This is a genomic window from Actinomadura scrupuli (assembly GCF_050971785.1).
Lineage (GTDB): Bacteria > Actinomycetota > Actinomycetes > Streptosporangiales > Streptosporangiaceae > Actinomadura_E > Actinomadura_E scrupuli.
This window is the reverse complement of the sequence record NZ_JBPCCU010000002.1, coordinates 73,447-90,448: the sequence shown is the minus strand read 5'-3', so window position 1 is coordinate 90,448 and position 17,002 is coordinate 73,447. Positions and strand designations below refer to the sequence as shown.

Here is a 17,002-nt window from a genome sequence, read left to right as displayed (position 1 = left end):
CGACACCTCAGCTTCGGTCGGGGAGATCTACGGTGATCACCGTAGGTCCTCCGGCGGGGCTGTCGATGTCCAGCCTGCCGTCCACCGGGCCGATCCGGTCCCGGAGACCGGTGAGCCCGGTGCCGCCGGACGCCGTGGCGCCCCCGGTGCCGTCGTCGCCGACCCGCAGCCTGAGCAGCCCGGGAGGCTGCGTCACCAGGAGTGAGACGGCTGTGGCTCCGCTGTGCTTGGCGGCGTTGGCGAGCAGTTCGGCCGCGCAGAAGTAGGCGATCGTCTCCAGCGCCGGCGCGGGCCGCTTCCGGAGGTCGGTGTGCAGGGAGACCGGGAGGGCGCTGCGCGCGGCGAGAGTGGCCAGTGCCACGTCCAGCCCCTTGTCGAGCACCGGCGGATGGATGCCGCGGACGAGTTCGCGCAGCTCGGCGAGGGCTTCGCGGGCATGGGTGTGCGCGTCGGCGATCAGCTTGCGGGCCGGGGAGTCCGGCGGCAGCGCGGCCTTCACCATGGTGAGGTTCATGGCGAGCGCGATCAGCCGGGCCTGGGCGCCGTCGTGCAGGTCGCGCTCGATCCGCCGGAGGGTGGCGGCGGCGTCGTCCACAGCCTGTGCACGGGTCTTCTCCAGATCCTGGACCCGTTCGGCGAGCGGCTGCGGTCCGAGCAGCGTCCGGATGAGCAGTCGCTCGAAGACCACCATGCCCCGCACGGCCCAGGGCGCGAGCAGCAGGAGCACCAGGCCGGTGGCGGAGACCAGCAGCGTCCGCGGCCAGCTGTCGAAGACGAACCCGCCGATCGCCAGGCCATGCCGTACGGCTCCGGAGGCGTCCCGGCCGGTCACGTCGTTGAGCCGCAGCGCGTGCAGGACGGGGTAGCCGAGGCCGACCACCCCGTACCCCCAGGTGAAGGCGACCAGGTAGAGGCCGACCAGGCCCAGCGGGAGCTTGATCACCAGATAGCCCAGGGCCCGCCAGCCGGTGCCGTCGCTGAGGCCGGACTGCACCCATCCGTACAGCCCGGGCGACGGACGCAACGGCTCGGGTGCCGCGACCCGCTCGTGCAGCAGGGCCCCCGCCAGCCGGCGGTGAGCCGTACCGAACAGGCGGGCGCCCTGGACCGCCAGCGCGAGCAGGGGGATTCCCACAGCCGTGATCGCCAGCGCCGCGCAGAAGATCATGGAGAACACCGCGTACGCGGCGCCGGCCACCGTCAGCGGCAGGCTGACCAGGAGATACAGCGCCTCCGCCCACGCCCGGCGGGAGACCGGCGCTCGCAGCACGGCGGACAGGTCCATCAGGCCGTGCCCAGTATCCGGCCGAGCAGCCCGCCCTGCAGCCCGGTCAGCCCCCTGACCAGGAGCGGGGTGAGGTAGAGGAACAGCAGGCCGCCGAGCGCGTGCACGGCCCAGGCCCCGGCGAGGGTCGGCCCGCCCCAGGCGCCCGACAGCGAGCCGCCCATGCCCAGCAGCGGCCGGATCGGGTAGGCGAGGTTGAGGACGACGATCGCCCAACCGTAGCCGGTGATCACCAACGTCAGGACGTTGAGCGGGAGGGCGATCACGGCGTGCGCGACCGAGCGGAGCCGCCCGCCGGCCAGGTCCAGCCCGAGAAACCGGCGGGCGACCGCCTGCTGGGGACGCCGGCCGGCCACCGACAGCGGCACGGAGAGGAGGCCCGCCGGCAGGGCCAGCAGGGCGTACGCGGTCCGGCGCCCGGTCTCGGGAGTGAAGGGCATGCGCAGCAGGCTGAGATCACGAAGGGGAACGGAGACGTGCATGGCCACCTCATCGAGCCGGTGAAATGTGATGTCTCCATGCTCGTGAACCGGGGCGGCCCGGCCAATCGTGCCAGCACGGCGCTCGAGGGTTCGGTTTTCCCCACCCTTGAGGCGTCGGCACTCGCCCGGCCTGCCTGACGCGGTACGCGGCCGCTCCGCTCAGCGGTTTCCACGTGCTGCCCGATCGCCGGCAGGCCGTGCGACCTCTGATATGCGGGTCCCCCCGCCGGTAACCACGATGCCGGAATTGCAGTAGCCCATGGTCAAATGCCGGTTAACTCGCTGTTTCCATTGGCTGCGGATACGGATAAAAGGCCTGCGTCGTCGGACCGAGCCCGGTCAACGGCTCTTCAGGTGGTACTTCATGCCCATGTGGGAGGGCACGAAGCCGATCTTCTGGTAGAAGCGGATCGCGTCGGGGCGCTGCCGGTCCGTGGTGAGCTGGACGACCCGGCAGCCGCGGGCGCGGGCCTGCTCGACCACCCAGGCGATGAGCTCCTGGCCCACCCCGTGTCCGCGGTGCTCGGCGGCGACCCGGATGCCCTCGATCTGGGCGCGCTCACCGCCGGTGTAGGTGAGACTGGGGATGTAGGTGAGCTGAAGAGTCCCGGCGACCCGGCCGTCGATCTCGGCCACGATCAGCATGTTGTTGGGGTCCCGGTCGATCGCCTCGTACGCGGCCCAGTAGGCCTCGGGAAGCTCGTCGCCGGGCGTCTCCCGCGTGCTGCCCAGCGGATCGTCGGCGAGCAGTCCCACGATGTGGGGGATGTCGCCTCGGTGGGCTTCCCGGAAGGTCACCTGCAGATCGTGTGGCACGCGGTCAGAGTATCCGGGCCGCCGGTGGAGCTATAACGACCTCTAGTAGTACTACACTGAGTAGTACTACGATGGGCCGATACCGAGGGATGGGCGGGATCCGCCCCGGCCCGGGGAAGAGCGCTTCGTCAGGCGCTCGCGAGCGCGAGGAGACGCCGTGTACAACGACGACGACGAGCACTGGACCGTATGGGCCGCCTGCCGCGGCGTCGATCCCGAGCTGTTCTACCCGGTCAGTGCGGCCGGACCGGCGGTGACGCAGGTCGCGGAGGCCAAGGCGATCTGCGCCCGCTGCCTCGCCCGCCCCGACTGCCTGGCCTGGGCACTGCGCGCCGGTGAGCCGGACGGCATCTGGGGCGGCACCACTCCGGACGAGCGGCGCTACCTGCGGCGCGAGGTCAGCGCTCGGCGGTGAGGGCGGCGCCCTGACGGCGGCGACGTAGCGTCCAGGCGGACAACAGCCCCCCGAGCAGGCCGAACAGATGGCCCTGCCACGAGATCGTCGGATTGCTGGGCAGCACACCGAAGATCATCGTGCCGTAGACGGCTGCTACCGCCACGGCGATCCCGACATCGGCCAGATGGCGCTCGAAGACCCCGCGGCCCAGCAGATAGCCGAAATACCCGAAGATCAGCATGCTGGCGCCGAGCGTCACGCCGTTGGAGGGGCCGGTCACCCAGATCCCGGCACCGGCGACCACGATCACCACCAGGTTCGCCAGCAGGAACTTGCCGATGCCGCGGAGCGCGGCCAGGAAGCCCAGCACCAGGAACGGCACGGAGTTGGCCATCAGGTGGCCGAAGCCCGCGTGCAGGAAAGGCGCGGAGAAGATGTGCGGTAGATCGCTCACCTGGTGGGCGCGGACGCCGTACTGGTCGAGGCTGCCCGCCCCGTTGTCGTCGGTCACCACGTAGTCGGCCACTTCGAGCGCCCACATCCCGGCGAGCGTCAACGTCACCAGAATGAGCGCGGACACCGCTCGGGAGGCGTGGTCGGCCAGCCCCGCGGTCGGCGAACTCCGCGGGACGTGAGGATCGCTCATAGCGCCACCGTATGCGCAGGGCTGCTGGTCGGTAAGCGAAAATCCAGCGATTATGACGACATCGTCGCAAACGGCGGATGCGGCTAGCGAATCTGATTCGGTTTCGGTCATGCTGATCGTCATGCGCGCAGTGGTGTGTGAGGAACTGGGGTCGGTCGCCGTCACCGAGGCCGAGCCGCCGGAGCCCGGTCCGGGCCAGATCCTGATCACGGTGCAGGCGGCCGGGGTCAACTACGTCGACGGCCTCTTCGTGCAGGGCCGTTACCAGATCAAGCCGCCGTTGCCCTTCGTACCCGGTGGTGAGGTGGCCGGGGTCGTCACGGCCGTGGGCCCGGACGTCACGGAGCCCGCGGTGGGCACCAGGGTGATCGCCATGTGCGGGCTGGGCGGCTTCGCCGAGCAGGTGGTGGTGCAGGCCGTCACGGCCGTACCGATCCCGGACCGGCTGGACGCACCGCGGGCGGCGACGTTCATCCAGAGCTTCTGCACCGCCCTCTTCGCGCTGCGGAACCGCGGTGGTCTGCGGGCCGGCGAGAAGGTCATGGTCCTCGGTGCCGGAGGCGGGGTCGGGCTGGCCGCGGTGCAGGTGGCGAAGGCGCTCGGCGCCGACGTACTGGCCGGTGCCTCGTCGGCCGGGAAACGGCGGGCCGCGCTGGCCGCCGGTGCGGCAGCCGTCGTCGACACGTCGGCCGAGGACGTCAAGACCGCCGCCCGCGCGTGGTCGGCGGGCGGCGTCGACCTGGTCTATGACCCGGTCGGCGGCGATCTCGCCGACCCGGCACTGCGGGCACTCCGCGAAGGCGGCCGCTACCTGGTGATCGGCTTCGCCTCGGGTACGATCCCGGCGCTCCCGCTCAACCAGGTGCTGTTGCGCAACCGTACGGTGGCCGGCGTCGACTGGGGCGCCTGGTCGCTGTCGAACGGGCCGGGTCAGCGCGCCCTGGTCGTCGAGCTCCTCGACCTGGTCGCCGACGGCCGGCTCGACCCGGTGGCACCGAGGACCGCCCCGCTCGACACGGCGGGCGAGGTGCTGGACGACCTGCTCGACCGCCGCGTCGTCGGCAAGGTCGCCCTGATCCCCTGACGGAGCCCTACGCGCCGGGATCGCGGAGGCCGACGACATCGTGCCGCCAGAACGGCTCCGCGTAGACCAGCGTCCCCGTCATCCACGGCTCGTAGGGCCGCGCCGATGCCCTGCTTCTGCCGTTCGGGTGCCAGGGCCAACGGGCTGAGCACCTGCACGTCGACCAGCCGCCGCGGGGCGTCCAGGATGCTGCGCACAGTAGAACGCCGCTCAGCCGCGAGCACCTGATTTTCGGACCGCCGGGCGCGGCACGCCATGACCGTCCGTGTCATCGCCGACCATGAAGGTCATCTCAGTGGATGCTGAACGGCGGCAGATCAGGACCTGGGTTCGCGGGAGCGCACGCTGATGTCGGTGACGACGGCGTCGCGGGGCGTCTCCAGCGCGTTGACGATGATCCTGGCCACCGTGAGCGGCTGGATGAACTCCTCCGGGTCGTACTCCACGCCCTCCTGGGCGCGCACCTTCCGTTGCATCTCCGAGGCCGTACGGCCGGGGTGGACGGAGGTCACGGCCAGCGAAGGCTCCTCGTCGCGCAGGGCGTCGGCCAGTGCGCGCAGCCCGTGCTTGCTCGCCGCGTAGGCGGCCCAGCCGGGCCGGGCGCGCAGCCCGGAGCCGGAGTTGACGAAGACGACGTGACCCTGGGCCGCCCGGAGGGCGGGCAGCAGCAGCCGGGTCAGCTCCGCGGCTCCGACGAGGTTGACCATGAGCTGGTCGATCCAGTCGTCGGCCTCCATGTCGGCGATCCGGCCCAGCTCCACGGCCCCCGCGCTGTGCACGATGCCGTCCAGCCGGTCCGGTAGGTCGGCCACCGCCAGCGCGGCCTCCATGCGCCGGGGATGGTTCAGGTCGAGCGCCACCGTGCGGATGTTGGACGCCCCCGAGCCGGTGGCCACCCTGGAGCCGTCGGCCGACCCGGAGCCGGCCGTGCCGGAGGCGGCCAGCCGCTCGCGGGAGATCGCCTGGGTCTTGCCGAGGACGGGCGAGCCGAGGTGCTTGACGAGTCCGGCCAGCCGATCCGGCGAACGCGCGGTGAGGATCAGGTCATGCCGATCCTCCTGCAGCAGCTCCGCGACCGCCGTGCCGATGCCACCCGTCGCCCCAGTGATCAGATAAGTCCCCACATCGCCCATTCTTGCCCCACAGCACTGACATTTTCTACGAAGTGGGTCAGTTGGGCCGGGTCAGTTGGGCCGCAGGACACGGGTCACCCCGGCGATCAGGGCGGTGGCCAGCATCCAGCCCGTCACGATCAGGGCGTAGGCCAGCCACTGGGTCCAGCCGGCCGGGTCCCAGGCGTCCCGCTGCCCGAACATCGAGACCGGCACCAGCAGATCCAGGGTGTAGGCGAACGCGTTGAAGTGCGGCTTCTCGCCGGGCTGCTTGATGGAGTGCGGATGCACCAGGCTGAACACGATGGTCCCCACCGTCAGCAGCAGACCGAACCACAGCGCGGCCCGCCACGGCCGGTAGCCGTACCCGACCGTCCAGTCCAGGATGAGCCCCGGGATACGGCCGGCCGGTCTGAGCACCCGGCGGCGTGCCCGCATCTTGGCCAGCTGCGCCTTACGGGCCAGATCGTCGTGGCCGTTGCGGCGGTACCAGTCGGCGAGTTGCTCGTACGGCTGGAGATGGAACTCCTCGTCCCGGTTGACCCAGTCGAGCCGCTCCTTGGGCGACCCACCGCGCAGCGAGTCGTAGGTCAGCCCGTTGAGCCACAGTTTGTCCGGCCAGCTGTCCGCGCCGTCCTGGATGAGACCGATCCGGGAGTACGACAGCGAGACCGGCCCCTCGATCCGACCGGCCGTCCAGAGGATGAGCTCGTCGACCTGCATGTGGCTGGCGTGCAGGGCCGTGCCCCCCGCGCCGTTCAGCACCGCGCGGGAGAAGGACAGGGTGCCGTTGATCCGGGCGCCGCGCAGCCGGACCTTTCCTTCGGCGCTGAAACCCGCGCTGCACTCCATCGCGTCCGCGACGATGATGTTCTGTGCGTCCAGGGCGACCCCGCCCGGGTTGCTGAGGGTCGTGCCCTCCATGAAGATCCCGGCGTTCATCCGGGCCCCGGTCAGCCGCAGGCCACCGGTGATCTCGGCGTTGCGGATGAAGGCGCCGGCCTCCACGACGAGCCCACCGGTGAAGACCGCCCAGCTGCCGGGGTCGGGATTGGAGATCTTTGTGTTGTTCAGCCGGAAGCCGCCCAGCAGTTGCGCCCGGGTCAGGCTCAGCGTGCCGGTGATGGTCGAGCCGGACAGGCTCAGGTAGCCGTCGCACTGTAGTCCGCCACCGTCGAAACCGGGCAGCTCACAGTCGGCGAACCGCAGCTGCCGGGTGTGGGCGTTGGCGAACTTGGGCGCCTCCGCCAGCAGACATCGCTCCAGGCGCAGCTCGCACTCGACCCGCCCACCGGAGACGTCCAGCCGCCCGATGATGTGCGCGCCGCGCAGCCGTACGGCCGGCACGAACCCCGCCTGCACCTCGCAGCCGCCGAGCAGCAACTGGGCCAGCACACTCGCTCGTACGATCCGGTCGCCGCGGCCGGTCAGGTCCACGAGGTCGCCGGTCGGGAACGCCGCCCAGAGCTCGTGTTCCGCCGGGGACAGCCCGGCCGGCCGCCGGTTGCGCGCGGCGGGCCGGCCGGCACCGGCGGCGGTCAGCCAGGACATGAGACGACCAGGGGGGTCAGAGCTTTCCGCCACGACGACCGATCTCTAGGGAACTGCGGTGAGGTCAGGAACTGCGGGGGTCGGGAACTGCGGGGGCGAAGGTCAGAAGAAGCCGCGCCGCCGGGAGGCCTGCTGCAGGAAGCCGTCCAGCCGGCTCTCCCAGTCGGTGTGCTCGAGCCCGGCGTAATCGACCGTGAACCGTCCGAACGAGTCGTGTCCCTCGGTGAACATCCCGCCGCGCTTGTCCAGCTCCAGGACGACCTCCATCGAGTGCGGGCCGGCCACGAACGTGACCTCCAGCTGGTTGATCCCGCGAGCGTACTGCGGGGCGGGGGCGAATTCGATCTCCTGGTAGAACGGCAGCTCCTGGTGCACGCCCCAGATCCGGCCCTTCTCGCAGTCGGCGTGCTTGAAGCGGAACCCCAGGCGATCGAAGGCGAGCAGCAGCCGCTCCTGGGCCGGCAGCGGGTGCACCGCGACCGGGTCGAGGTCGGTGGCGTCGATGGCCCGGGCCACCTCGAGCTCGGTGGCGAGGCCGACGTCGGTGCCGTACAGCGGCCGCCCGTACATGTGGGTGAGCGGGGTCTCCCACGGCAGCGGCAGCTGGAACGGCAGGGTGTGCCGGGCCTGCGGGGCCAGCCGGAAGGGCCCGCTGATCTGCGCGCGGGCGTACTTCTGGGTGCGGCTGTACTCGTCGTCGCCGGACTCGACCTCGACGCGGCTGGCCAGTGCCACGTTGATGCCGATGATCTCGCACGTGTCGTCGCCGCCCATGATGTGGACATCACCGTGGATCGGCATGCCCGGGCGGACGTTCTGGTCCCGCAGGATGGTCTCCACGGAGGGTCCCCCGACTCCCATGGCGGCCAGCAGTTTCTTGAAGACCAAGGTCGTTCCTTCCTCGCGTCCGGGCTCAGCCCCCCGGTCCGGTGAGTCGCCGCACGAAAAAGTTATGTACCCCAGTTGAGCCTTTTATGTCAGTTGAGTCACGGTTTCCAGGCGCAGCGGATGGCTTGGTGTGAGGAAGACCACTCTCTTGTGCGGGGATGGCCCGGTTCGGGGTAGTGGAAGACGTTACCGGCGGGTAGCATGATGTCGAGTTACTGACCAGTATTAGACAGGGCGCGAATCGCCCGCCGGACTGACGGGGCGTCACCATGGGGCACTACAAGAGCAACCTCCGGGACCTGGAGTTCAACCTCTTCGAGGTGTTCAACCGCCAGGACCTCCTCGGCAGCGGGCCGTACGCGGATCTCGACGAGGACACCGTTCGCAGCATCCTCGACGAGGTGGACCGGCTCGCCAGGGGCGTCGTCGCGGAGTCCTTCGAGGATTCCGATCGCCACCCGCCCGTGTTCGACCCGGCCACCGGCACCGTCACGATGCCGGAGGGGTTCAAGAAGTCCTTCAAGGCCTACATGGACGCGGAGTGGTACCGCGTGGACCTCGACCCCGATTTCGGCGGTACGGGCGCGCCGCGCAGCCTCACCTGGGCCATCGCCGAGCAGATCCTGGGCGCCAACCCGGCCGTCTACATGTTCTCCTCGGGCCCCGGCTTCGCCCAGATCCTCAACACCATCGGCACGCCCGAGCAGAAGAAGTTCGCCCGGCTGGCGCTCGAGCGGCAGTGGGGCGCCACCATGGTGCTCACCGAGCCGGACGCGGGCTCCGACGTCGGCGCGGGCCGGGCCAAGGCGATCCGGCAGCCCGACGGCACCTGGCACATCGAGGGCGTCAAGCGCTTCATCACCAGCGCCGAGCACGACATGGCCGAGAACATCTTCCACCTGGTGCTCGCCCGCCCCGAGGGCGCCGGGCCGGGCACCAAGGGCCTGTCGCTCTTCCTCGTGCCGAAGTACCTCGTCGATCTCGAGACCGGCGAGCTGGGCGAGCGTAACGGTGCCTACGTCACCAACGTGGAGAAGAAGATGGGCATCAAGGTCTCCACGACCTGTGAGCTCACCTTCGGCGAGAAGCACCCGGCCGTCGGCTACCTGGTCGGCGACGTCCACGAGGGCATCAAGCAGATGTTCCTCGTCATCGAGTACGCCCGGATGATGGTCGGCACCAAGGCCATCGCCACCCTGTCCACCGGCTATCTCAACGCCCTCGAGTACGCCAAGCAGCGGGTACAGAGCGCCGACCTCACCCAGATGTCCGACAAGACGGCGCCCCGGGTGACCATCACCCACCACCCGGACGTACGCCGCAGCCTGATGACCCAGAAGGCCTACGCCGAGGGCATGCGGGCGCTGGTGCTCCTCACCGCCTCCTATCAGGACGCGGTGCAGATCGCGGAGCACGAGGGCCGCAAGGACCACCTGGCCGAGAAGATCAACGACCTGCTGCTGCCGATCGTCAAGGGGTTCGGCTCGGAGCGGGCGTACGCGCTGCTCGGCTCGGAGTCGCTGCAGACCCTGGGCGGTTCGGGCTTCCTGCAGGAGTACCCGATCGAGCAGTACATCCGGGACTCCAAGATCGACACCCTGTACGAGGGCACCACGGCGATCCAGGGACTGGACCTGTTCTTCCGCAAGATCCTCCGGGACCAGGGTGAGGCGCTCAAGGTCCTCGTCGGCGAGATCCGGGACTTCGCGCAGAGCGACGCGGGCAACGGCCGGCTCAAGACCGAGCGTGCCCTGCTGGGTGCCGCCGTGGACGACCTCGAGGGCATCCTCAACCCGATGGTCGGATGGGCGCTGGGTTCCATGGAGAACCCGAAGGAGATCTACAAGGTCGGCCTCAACAGCACCCGCTTCCTGCTCGCCCTCGGTGACGTCATCGTCGGCTGGCTGCTCTGCCGCCAGGCCGAGGTGGCGCTGGGCAGGCTGGGCGGCGAGGTGTCCCGCGGCGATCAGGCCTTCTACACCGGCAAGGTGGCCTCGGCGCAGTTCTTCTGCACCACGGTGCTGCCGCGCCTGGCCTCCGACCGCATGATCACCGAGAGCACGACGCTCGACCTGATGGAGCTGCCCGAAGAGGCCTTCTGATCTCCTGCCACTGATCTCCTGGCACTGATCTCCTGCCATGGTCCCCGTCACCCGCCGAGGGTGACGGGGACCTTTCACGTCGCAGCCGGGTGAATCGCCCCAGCCGGGTGAATTGCCACCGTTGTGTGATCAACAGACTGGTGTGGCGGAGCCTTTCGACGGGATACTGAGAACGGCGGCATGTGAAATCTTCCCCGGAGGTCACGGCAATGGGTGTCGGCGTCAGTATCTTCACGATCACCCTTGGGGCGATTCTCAAGTTCGCGATCAGCCCCACGGCCATGACCAGCCCGGTCGACGTGCACGTGATCGGGGTGATTCTCATGATCGTCGGTGGCGCCACGTTCCTGCTGCAGCTTCTGATGATCAGCCGCAGCACCTCCCGGCGATCCCCAGGCGCCGAGCGCGAGCATCTCTACAACGGGGACAACCCGCCTCCGGCACTCTGATCCCACCGCACGTACGGGAGGGATCGCCGGGACGCGATCCCTCCCGTACGGCTGCCTCTCGATCAACGGCAGCCGATCAGCGGCAACCGATCAGCGGCAGCCGCAGGTCAGCAGCAACCGACTCGCGGCGCGCTGTCGCGGGCGTCGATGTGGCGGCGCCAGAACTCCCGCTCGGTCAGCACCGGCTCGCCGGGGTGCTCGCGCCGCTGGTGTTCGAGGTAGATCTCGTACGCCCGCTCGCCGGAGAACTCCCGGAACAGCCGCCAGGCGGTGCGCAGCCGGTCGCGGGCGCTCATCCGCCGGCCTCCACCTTCTCGCGCTCCCGGGACCGCAGGATCTCGCGCTCCTCGGCGGTGGCGAAGAGCCCGGACGGTGCCCACAGCTCCGACTTCACCGCCGGGTCCTCGGTGGTGGGCGGCGGTGTGGGGGCCTTGAGCGTCCTGACCCACACCCGCATGGCGTCGATCAGGACGATCACCACCAGTACCGCGAAGAAGGCCGCCAGCACCCCGTCGACCGTGGCGTTGACCACCACCTGGTGCATCTGGTCGGGGGTCTTGGCGGTGCCGAGCGAGGTCTTCCCGGCGTCGAGGGCCTTCTGGTAGAGGTCCCGCTGGGCGAAGAACCCGACCTTGACGTCGTCGGAGAACACCTTCTCCCAGGACGCGGTGAGGGTCACCACGATGTCCCAGGTCAGCGGGACCAGCGTCACCCAGGCGTACTTCGCCCGGCCGGATTTGAGCAGCAGGGTGGTCGCCACGGTGAGCGCTATGGCGGCGAGCAGCTGGTTGGCGATTCCGAACAGCGGGAACAGCTGGTTGATGCCGCCGAGGGGGTCGTTGACGCCGGTCCACAGGAAGTAGCCCCAGGCGGCGACGACCACGGCGCTGGAGGCGTAGAGGCCGGGCTTCCAGCTCACGTCTCCGGCCTTCTTCCAGATGTTCCCCACGGTGTCCTGCAGCATGAACCGGCCCACCCGGGTGCCCGCGTCGACGGTGGTGAGGATGAACAGCGCCTCGAACATGATCGCGAAGTGGTACCAGAAGGCCTTGAGGGAGTCTCCGCCGAAGATGTCGGAGAGGATCTGGCTGATGCCGACGGCCAGTGTGGGGGCGCCGCCGCTGCGGGCCACCAGGGTGGTCTCCTCGACGGACTTGGCCGCCGCGGCGAGCTGGTCCGGGGTGATGGCGAAGCCGAGGTTCGTCACCACCTGGGAGGCCGACGTCAGCGTCGAGCCCAGGGCCGGACCGGGCATGTTCATGGCGAAGTACAGCCCGGGGTCGATGACGCAGGCCGCGGCCAGCGCCATGATCGCCACGAACGACTCGGTCAGCATGGCCCCGTAACCGATGACCCGGATCTGCGACTCCTTCTCGATCAGCTTCGGAGTGGTGCCGGAGGAGATCAGGGAGTGGAACCCGGACAGGGCCCCGCAGGCGATCGTGATGAAGACGAACGGGAACAGCGAGCCGGCGAAGACCGGTCCCTGCCCGTTGAAGGCGAAGTCGGTGAAGGCCTTGGTCTCCAGCATCGGCCGGGCGACCAGGATCGCGACGGCCAGCATCACCACGACGCCGACCTTCATGAACGCGCTGAGGTAGTCGCGGGGGGCCAGCAGCATCCAGACAGGCAGCACCGACGCGACGAATCCGTACCCGATCAGGACCAGGGTCAGCGTCTGCGGCGACCAGGTGAACGCGTCGGCCAGCCCGGACTCCGACACCCAGCCGCCGCCCACGATGGCCAGCAGCAGCAGCCCGATCCCGATCAGTGAGGTCTCCACGACCCGCCCGGGCCGCAGGTAGCGCAGGTAGAAGCCCATGAACAGGGCGATGGGGATGGTCATCGCGATCGAGAAGGTGCCCCAGGGGGAGCCCTTGAGCGCGTTCACCACGACCAGCGCCAGCACCGCCAGCAGGATGGTCATGATGGAGAGCACGGCGATCAGTGCGGCCGTGCCGCCGACCGGGCCGATCTCCTCGCGTGCCATCTGGCCGAGACTCCGGCCGCCTCTCCGCATGGAGAAGAACAGCACGACCATGTCCTGGACCGCCCCGGCGAAGATGACGCCGACGATGATCCACAGGGTGCCGGGCAGATATCCCATCTGCGCGGCCAGCACCGGGCCCACCAGCGGGCCGGCGCCGGCGATCGCGGCGAAGTGGTGGCCGAACAGCACCCTGCGGTCGGTCGGGTGGAAGTCGGTGCCGTTGTTGACGCGCTCCGCGGGGGTGGCGCGGGTGTCGTCGACACCGAGCACTCGGTAGGCGAGAAAGCGGGAGTAGAAGCGGTAGCCGATCGCGTACGAGGCGAGTGCGGCGAACACCAGCCAGACGGCGGAGATCCGCTCGCCGCGGGAGAGGGCGATGACGCCCCACGCGATGGCCCCGACCACTGCCACCCCCACCCAGACGGCGATCTGCCGGGGGGTCATCCGTTGCCGGACGGCTGGAATGGACACGGTGGTCCTCCTCGGGGAGACGTGTGACACGGGTCACAAGTTAGTGATGGTTGTTCCCAAGGAGGCGTCAAGCATTCGCCCGTTGTATGGAGTTTCGGACGGGAGATTTCGGACAGCGGAGTGCCCTGGCCGCCCGGGTCGTGGCCGGGCGGCCAGGGCGGATCGCTCAGCTCCAGGCGAGGAGCCGGAGCGGGTCCTCCAGTGCGGCGCCGACGTCGCGCAGGACGGCCGAGCCGAGCTCCCCGTCGACGATGCGATGGTCGAAGGACAGCGACAGCGTCGTCACCTGGCGGACGGCGAGCTGCCCCTCGTGCACCCAGGGCAGCTCCCGGATCTGGCCGAAGGCGAGGATGGCGGCCTCACCCGGGCTGAGGATCGGGGTCCCCGCGTCGACACCGAAGATCCCCACGTTGGAGATCGTGATCGTGCCGTTGGACATCGCCTCGAGCGAGGTCTTCCCGGCCCGCGCGGTCTCGCCCAGGGCGGTGAGCGCCCGTGCGAGTCCCGGCAGCGAGAGGTCCTGCGCCTCCTTGATGTTGGGCACGATCAGCCCGCGTTCGGTGGCCGCCGCGATCCCCAGGTTCACGTAGCGCTTGACCACGATCTCCTGGGCGTCCTCGTCCCACGAGGAGTTGATCGCCGGGTGCCGGGCGGCCGCGACCAGCAGCGCCTTGGCCACCAGCAGCAACGGCGACACCTTGACGTCGGCGAAGTCCGGGAGGGCGCGCAGCCGCCGTACCGCCGCCATCGTCTCGGTCACGTCCACCTGGAGGAACTCGGTGACGTGCGGAGCCGTGAACGCCGACCGTGTCATGGCCGCCGCGGTGTGCTTGCGCACCCCCCGGATCGGGATCCGCTCCTCGCGGGCGGCCTGCTCCGGAGCGCTCCGGAGCACCTGGCCGCCGCCCGCCTGCGCGGGAGCCGGTACGGCTCGTACGGCCGCCTGGACGTCGTCGCGGGTGATGGAGCCCTGCGGCCCCGACCCGGAGATCGCGCTCAGGTCCACGCCCAGATCCTTGGCGAGCTTGCGCACCGGCGGCTTGGCCAGCGCGGCGGCCCGGCCCGGCCCGGCGTCGGGCCCGGTGGCGGGGCCGGCGGGAGCCGCCCGGCTCTGCTTGCGGGGCCGGCGTTTGGTGGCTCCCGGTTTCACGCCGTAGCCGACGAGCACCGGCTGGCGCTTGGGCTCGTCCGGGCCGACCGTCGGCCCGATGAGCGTGCCCGGGTCGGCGGCCGGGGAGGGCGGTAGCTCCTCGGTGATGGTGGGGACCAGGTCCTCCTTGAGCCCCAGCTCCTCCTCCGGGGTCATGGCGGCCCCGGGACCGCCTGGAGAGACGTCCACGGAGATGATCGGGACGCCCACGTCGATGGTCTCGCCCTCGGTGGCGTGCAGCTCGGCGACCACGCCTTCGAAGGGACAGGGCAGCTCCACGATCGCCTTGGCGGTCTCGATCTCCACGATCGTCTGGTTGACCTCGACGGCGTCACCCGGCTGCACATGCCATTTGACGATCTCCGCCTCGGTGAGGCCCTCGCCCACGTCGGGCAGCTTGAACTGCTTCAGCTCGGCCATGATCACCATCCGAAGGTCTGGTCGACTGAGTGCAGGATCCGGTCGAGATCCGGGAGGTAGTGGTCCTCCAGCCGGGACGGCGGGTACGGGGTGGAGAATCCGCCGACGCGCAGCACCGGCGCCTCCAGGTGGTAGAAGCAGGATTCGGTGATCCGGGCCGCCAGCTCGGCGCCGAACCCGGAGAAGACGGGCGCCTCGTGCACGACGACGCACCGCCCGGTCTTGCGCACCGACTCGACCACCGTGGGCAGGTCCAGCGGGCTCAGCGACCGCAGATCGATGACCTCCAGCGACCGGTCCGCCGAGGCGGAGGCGGCCTCCAGGCAGGTCTTCACGCTCGGCCCGTACGCCAGGACGGTCACGTCGGTGCCCGGCAGCGCCACCACGGCCTTGCCCATCGGCGTCGAGGCGGCCAGCTCCGCGTCGATGTCCACCGCGGCCTTGTCCCAGTAGCGGCGCTTGGGCTCGAAGAAGATCACCGGGTCGTCGCAGGCGACCGCCTGACGGATCATCGTGTACGCGTCCGCCGGGTTGGAGCAGACGACCACGCGAAGGCCCGCGGTGTGGGTGAAGTAGGCCTCCGGGGACTCGCTGTGGTGCTCCACCGCGCCGATGCCGCCGCCGCACGGGATGCGGATCACCACCGGCAGGTTGACCTGGCCCAGCGAGCGCAGGTGCATCTTGGCGAGCTGGGTGATGATCTGGTCCGCGGCCGGGAACACGAAGCCGTCGAACTGGATCTCGCAGACCGGGCGGTAGCCGCGCAGGGCCAGCCCGATCGCCGTGCCGACGATGCCGGACTCGGCCAGCGGGGTGTCGATGACCCGCTCCTCACCGAAGTCCTTCTGCAGCCCGTCGGTCACCCGGAAGACCCCGCCGAGCCGGCCGACGTCCTCTCCCATGATGAGGACCTTGCCGTCGTCCTCCATGGCCCGGCGCATTCCTGCATTGAGCGCCTTCGCCAGCGTGAGCGTCTCCGCGGCCATCACGCACCTTCCCCGGAGTCGGTGTCCTCGAAGTCGGCGAGGTAGGCGGCGTACCGCTCCTGCTCTTCGGTGATCAGGGTGTGCGGCTCGGCGTAGGCGTGCTCGAACAGCGCCGACGGCGGTGGATCCGGCAGCTCCAGGCACTGCTTGCGCAGCTCGGACCCGATCCGCTTGGCCTCCGCCTCGACCTCCTCGAAGAAGTCGGTGGTGGCGAGCTGGCTCTTGACCAGGTAGGCCTTGACCCGCTCGATCGGGTCCTTCAGCTTCCACGACTCCAGCTCCGCCTGGAGCCGGTACCGGGACGGATCGTCGGTGGTGGTGTGCGCGCCCATCCGGTAGGTGAAGGCCTCGATCAGCGTCGGGCCCTGGCCCGTACGGGCCGCTTCCAGGGCACGCCGGGTCACGGCCAGGCAGGCGAACACGTCGTTGCCGTCCACCCGCAGGCCCGGGAAGCCGAAGCCCTGGGCACGGCGGTAGAGGGGGATGCGGGACTGCTTCTCCAGCGGCTCGGAGATCGCCCACTGGTTGTTCTGGCAGAAGAACACCACCGGGGTGTTGAACACCGAGGCCCAGACGAACGCCTCGTTGACGTCGCCCTGTGAGGTGGCGCCGTCGCCGAAGTAGGCGATCGTCGCGGCGGCGTTCTCGGTGCCGAGCACCCCGTCGCGCTGGATGCCCATGGCGTAGCCGGTGGCGTGCAGGGTCTGGCTGCCGATCACGATCGTGTAGAGGTGGAAGCCGTGCTCGGCGGGGTCCCAGCCACCGTGGTTGACCCCGCGGAACAGCCCCAGCAGGTTGATCGGATCGACCCCCCGGCACCAGGCCACGCCGTGCTCCCGGTAGGTGGGGAACACCATGTCGGCGGCGGTCAGGGCCCGTCCGGAGCCCACCTGGGCGGCCTCCTGGCCGAGGAGCGAGGCCCAGATGCCCAGCTCGCCCTGCCGGGTCAGCGCCACGGCCTCCACGTCGATGCGGCGGATGATGACGAGATCCCGGTAGAGGTCCCTGATCTCTTCGGGGGTCAGATCGAGCGGGTAGTCCGGATGCTCGATCCGCTCACCCTCGGGGGTGAGCAGCTGGATGAGCTCGGTGGTAGGTCGCACACCGGGTACATCGTGCGCGGCGTCGATGGTCACGTGCCACTCCTTCATTACGCCCGGGGCCGAGACGCGG

16 protein-coding genes are annotated in these 17,002 nt (G+C 69.9%); 4 read left to right on the top strand and 12 right to left on the bottom strand.

All coding sequences use genetic code 11. The features are described from left to right. Nucleotides 1–7 precede the first annotated feature (7 nt). From ACRYCC_RS08120 to ACRYCC_RS08110, 3 genes are all read right to left on the bottom strand, one after another. A complete protein-coding gene (locus ACRYCC_RS08120) occupies nt 8–1,285 on the bottom strand; it encodes a sensor histidine kinase (protein ID WP_433810012.1) in 1,278 nt (425 codons plus the stop codon). Further along, a complete protein-coding gene (locus tag ACRYCC_RS08115; RefSeq protein ID WP_433810011.1) occupies nt 1,285–1,767 on the bottom strand; it encodes a hypothetical protein in 483 nt (160 codons plus the stop codon). The genes ACRYCC_RS08120 and ACRYCC_RS08115 overlap by 1 nt, the downstream gene beginning before the upstream one ends. 339 nt (nt 1,768–2,106) lie before the next feature. Next, the gene (locus ACRYCC_RS08110; protein ID WP_433812111.1) at nt 2,107–2,565 is read right to left on the bottom strand and encodes a GNAT family N-acetyltransferase; all 459 of its coding nucleotides are present in this window, start codon (nt 2,563–2,565) and stop codon (nt 2,107–2,109) included. 175 nt (nt 2,566–2,740) lie between these two features. On the opposite strand from ACRYCC_RS08110, the gene ACRYCC_RS08105 reads away from it, so the two are divergent. Then, a complete protein-coding gene (locus ACRYCC_RS08105; protein ID WP_433810010.1) occupies nt 2,741–2,998 on the top strand; it encodes a WhiB family transcriptional regulator in 258 nt (85 codons plus the stop codon). Here ACRYCC_RS08105 and ACRYCC_RS08100 read toward each other — a convergent pair. After that, nucleotides 2,982–3,626, bottom strand: a complete 645-nt coding sequence (locus ACRYCC_RS08100) for a rhomboid family intramembrane serine protease (RefSeq protein WP_433810009.1) — start codon at nt 3,624–3,626, stop codon at nt 2,982–2,984. The genes ACRYCC_RS08105 and ACRYCC_RS08100 overlap by 17 nt on opposite strands. A 121-nt stretch (nt 3,627–3,747) precedes the next feature. Here ACRYCC_RS08100 and ACRYCC_RS08095 point away from each other — a divergent pair, with 121 nt between their 5' ends. Next, nucleotides 3,748–4,710 carry an NADPH:quinone oxidoreductase family protein gene (locus ACRYCC_RS08095; protein ID WP_433810008.1) on the top strand — a complete coding sequence of 321 codons (963 nt, stop codon included), beginning with the start codon at nt 3,748–3,750 and terminating at the stop codon, nt 4,708–4,710. A gap of 317 nt (nt 4,711–5,027) precedes the next feature. Here the strand turns inward: ACRYCC_RS08095 and ACRYCC_RS08090 are convergent, their stop codons facing one another. From ACRYCC_RS08090 to ACRYCC_RS08080, 3 genes are all read right to left on the bottom strand, one after another. Beyond that, nucleotides 5,028–5,834, bottom strand: a complete 807-nt coding sequence (locus ACRYCC_RS08090; RefSeq protein ID WP_433810007.1) for an SDR family oxidoreductase — start codon at nt 5,832–5,834, stop codon at nt 5,028–5,030. Nucleotides 5,835–5,894: 60 nt separating this feature from the next. Beyond that, nucleotides 5,895–7,373, bottom strand: coding sequence for a hypothetical protein (locus tag ACRYCC_RS08085; protein WP_433810006.1), 1,479 nt, complete (start codon nt 7,371–7,373; stop codon nt 5,895–5,897). A gap of 102 nt (nt 7,374–7,475) precedes the next feature. Beyond that, a complete protein-coding gene (locus ACRYCC_RS08080) occupies nt 7,476–8,261 on the bottom strand; it encodes a sporulation protein (protein WP_433810005.1) in 786 nt (261 codons plus the stop codon). Nucleotides 8,262–8,530: 269 nt separating this feature from the next. Here ACRYCC_RS08080 and ACRYCC_RS08075 point away from each other — a divergent pair, with 269 nt between their 5' ends. Next, the gene (locus ACRYCC_RS08075; protein ID WP_433810004.1) at nt 8,531–10,363 is read left to right on the top strand and encodes an acyl-CoA dehydrogenase; all 1,833 of its coding nucleotides are present in this window, start codon (nt 8,531–8,533) and stop codon (nt 10,361–10,363) included. A 209-nt stretch (nt 10,364–10,572) separates the two neighbouring features. Then, nucleotides 10,573–10,812 carry a DUF6458 family protein gene (locus tag ACRYCC_RS08070; protein ID WP_433810003.1) on the top strand — a complete coding sequence of 80 codons (240 nt, stop codon included), beginning with the start codon at nt 10,573–10,575 and terminating at the stop codon, nt 10,810–10,812. Between the two features lie 107 nt (nt 10,813–10,919). Here the strand turns inward: ACRYCC_RS08070 and ACRYCC_RS08065 are convergent, their stop codons facing one another. The 5 genes from ACRYCC_RS08065 to pdhA all read right to left on the bottom strand — a co-directional run bounded on the left by ACRYCC_RS08065 (nt 10,920) and on the right by pdhA (nt 16,980). Next, on the bottom strand, nt 10,920–11,108 hold the full coding sequence (locus tag ACRYCC_RS08065) for a YbdD/YjiX family protein (RefSeq protein WP_433810002.1): 189 nt from the start codon (nt 11,106–11,108) through the stop codon (nt 10,920–10,922). Then, the gene (locus tag ACRYCC_RS08060; protein WP_433810001.1) at nt 11,105–13,273 is read right to left on the bottom strand and encodes a carbon starvation CstA family protein; all 2,169 of its coding nucleotides are present in this window, start codon (nt 13,271–13,273) and stop codon (nt 11,105–11,107) included. Before ACRYCC_RS08060 ends, ACRYCC_RS08065 begins: the two co-directional genes overlap by 4 nt. Nucleotides 13,274–13,439: 166 nt before the next feature. Next, the gene (locus ACRYCC_RS08055; RefSeq protein WP_433810000.1) at nt 13,440–14,843 is read right to left on the bottom strand and encodes a dihydrolipoamide acetyltransferase family protein; all 1,404 of its coding nucleotides are present in this window, start codon (nt 14,841–14,843) and stop codon (nt 13,440–13,442) included. A 2-nt stretch (nt 14,844–14,845) separates the two neighbouring features. Continuing rightward, entirely contained in the window at nt 14,846–15,829 is a 984-nt protein-coding gene (locus ACRYCC_RS08050; RefSeq protein ID WP_433809999.1) for an alpha-ketoacid dehydrogenase subunit beta, read from the bottom strand. Further along, nucleotides 15,829–16,980 carry a pyruvate dehydrogenase (acetyl-transferring) E1 component subunit alpha gene (gene pdhA, locus ACRYCC_RS08045; RefSeq protein WP_433809998.1) on the bottom strand — a complete coding sequence of 384 codons (1,152 nt, stop codon included), beginning with the start codon at nt 16,978–16,980 and terminating at the stop codon, nt 15,829–15,831. Before pdhA ends, ACRYCC_RS08050 begins: the two co-directional genes overlap by 1 nt. Nucleotides 16,981–17,002 lie beyond the last annotated feature (22 nt).

What these genes read in the sequence shown, in the direction of transcription:
- ACRYCC_RS08120 (WP_433810012.1), bottom strand. Translation starts at nt 1,285, where the DNA reads ATGGACCTGTCCGCCGTGCTGCGAGCGCCGGTCTCCCGCCGGGCGTGG.
- ACRYCC_RS08115 (WP_433810011.1), bottom strand. Translation starts at nt 1,767, where the DNA reads ATGCACGTCTCCGTTCCCCTTCGTGATCTCAGCCTGCTGCGCATGCCC.
- ACRYCC_RS08100 (WP_433810009.1), bottom strand. Translation starts at nt 3,626, where the DNA reads ATGAGCGATCCTCACGTCCCGCGGAGTTCGCCGACCGCGGGGCTGGCC.
- ACRYCC_RS08095 (WP_433810008.1), top strand. Translation starts at nt 3,748, where the DNA reads ATGCGCGCAGTGGTGTGTGAGGAACTGGGGTCGGTCGCCGTCACCGAG.
- ACRYCC_RS08085 (WP_433810006.1), bottom strand. Translation starts at nt 7,373, where the DNA reads ATGTCCTGGCTGACCGCCGCCGGTGCCGGCCGGCCCGCCGCGCGCAAC.
- ACRYCC_RS08075 (WP_433810004.1), top strand. Translation starts at nt 8,531, where the DNA reads ATGGGGCACTACAAGAGCAACCTCCGGGACCTGGAGTTCAACCTCTTC.
- ACRYCC_RS08070 (WP_433810003.1), top strand. Translation starts at nt 10,573, where the DNA reads ATGGGTGTCGGCGTCAGTATCTTCACGATCACCCTTGGGGCGATTCTC.
- ACRYCC_RS08065 (WP_433810002.1), bottom strand. Translation starts at nt 11,108, where the DNA reads ATGAGCGCCCGCGACCGGCTGCGCACCGCCTGGCGGCTGTTCCGGGAG.
- ACRYCC_RS08055 (WP_433810000.1), bottom strand. Translation starts at nt 14,843, where the DNA reads ATGGCCGAGCTGAAGCAGTTCAAGCTGCCCGACGTGGGCGAGGGCCTC.
- ACRYCC_RS08050 (WP_433809999.1), bottom strand. Translation starts at nt 15,829, where the DNA reads ATGGCCGCGGAGACGCTCACGCTGGCGAAGGCGCTCAATGCAGGAATG.
- pdhA (WP_433809998.1), bottom strand. Translation starts at nt 16,980, where the DNA reads ATGAAGGAGTGGCACGTGACCATCGACGCCGCGCACGATGTACCCGGT.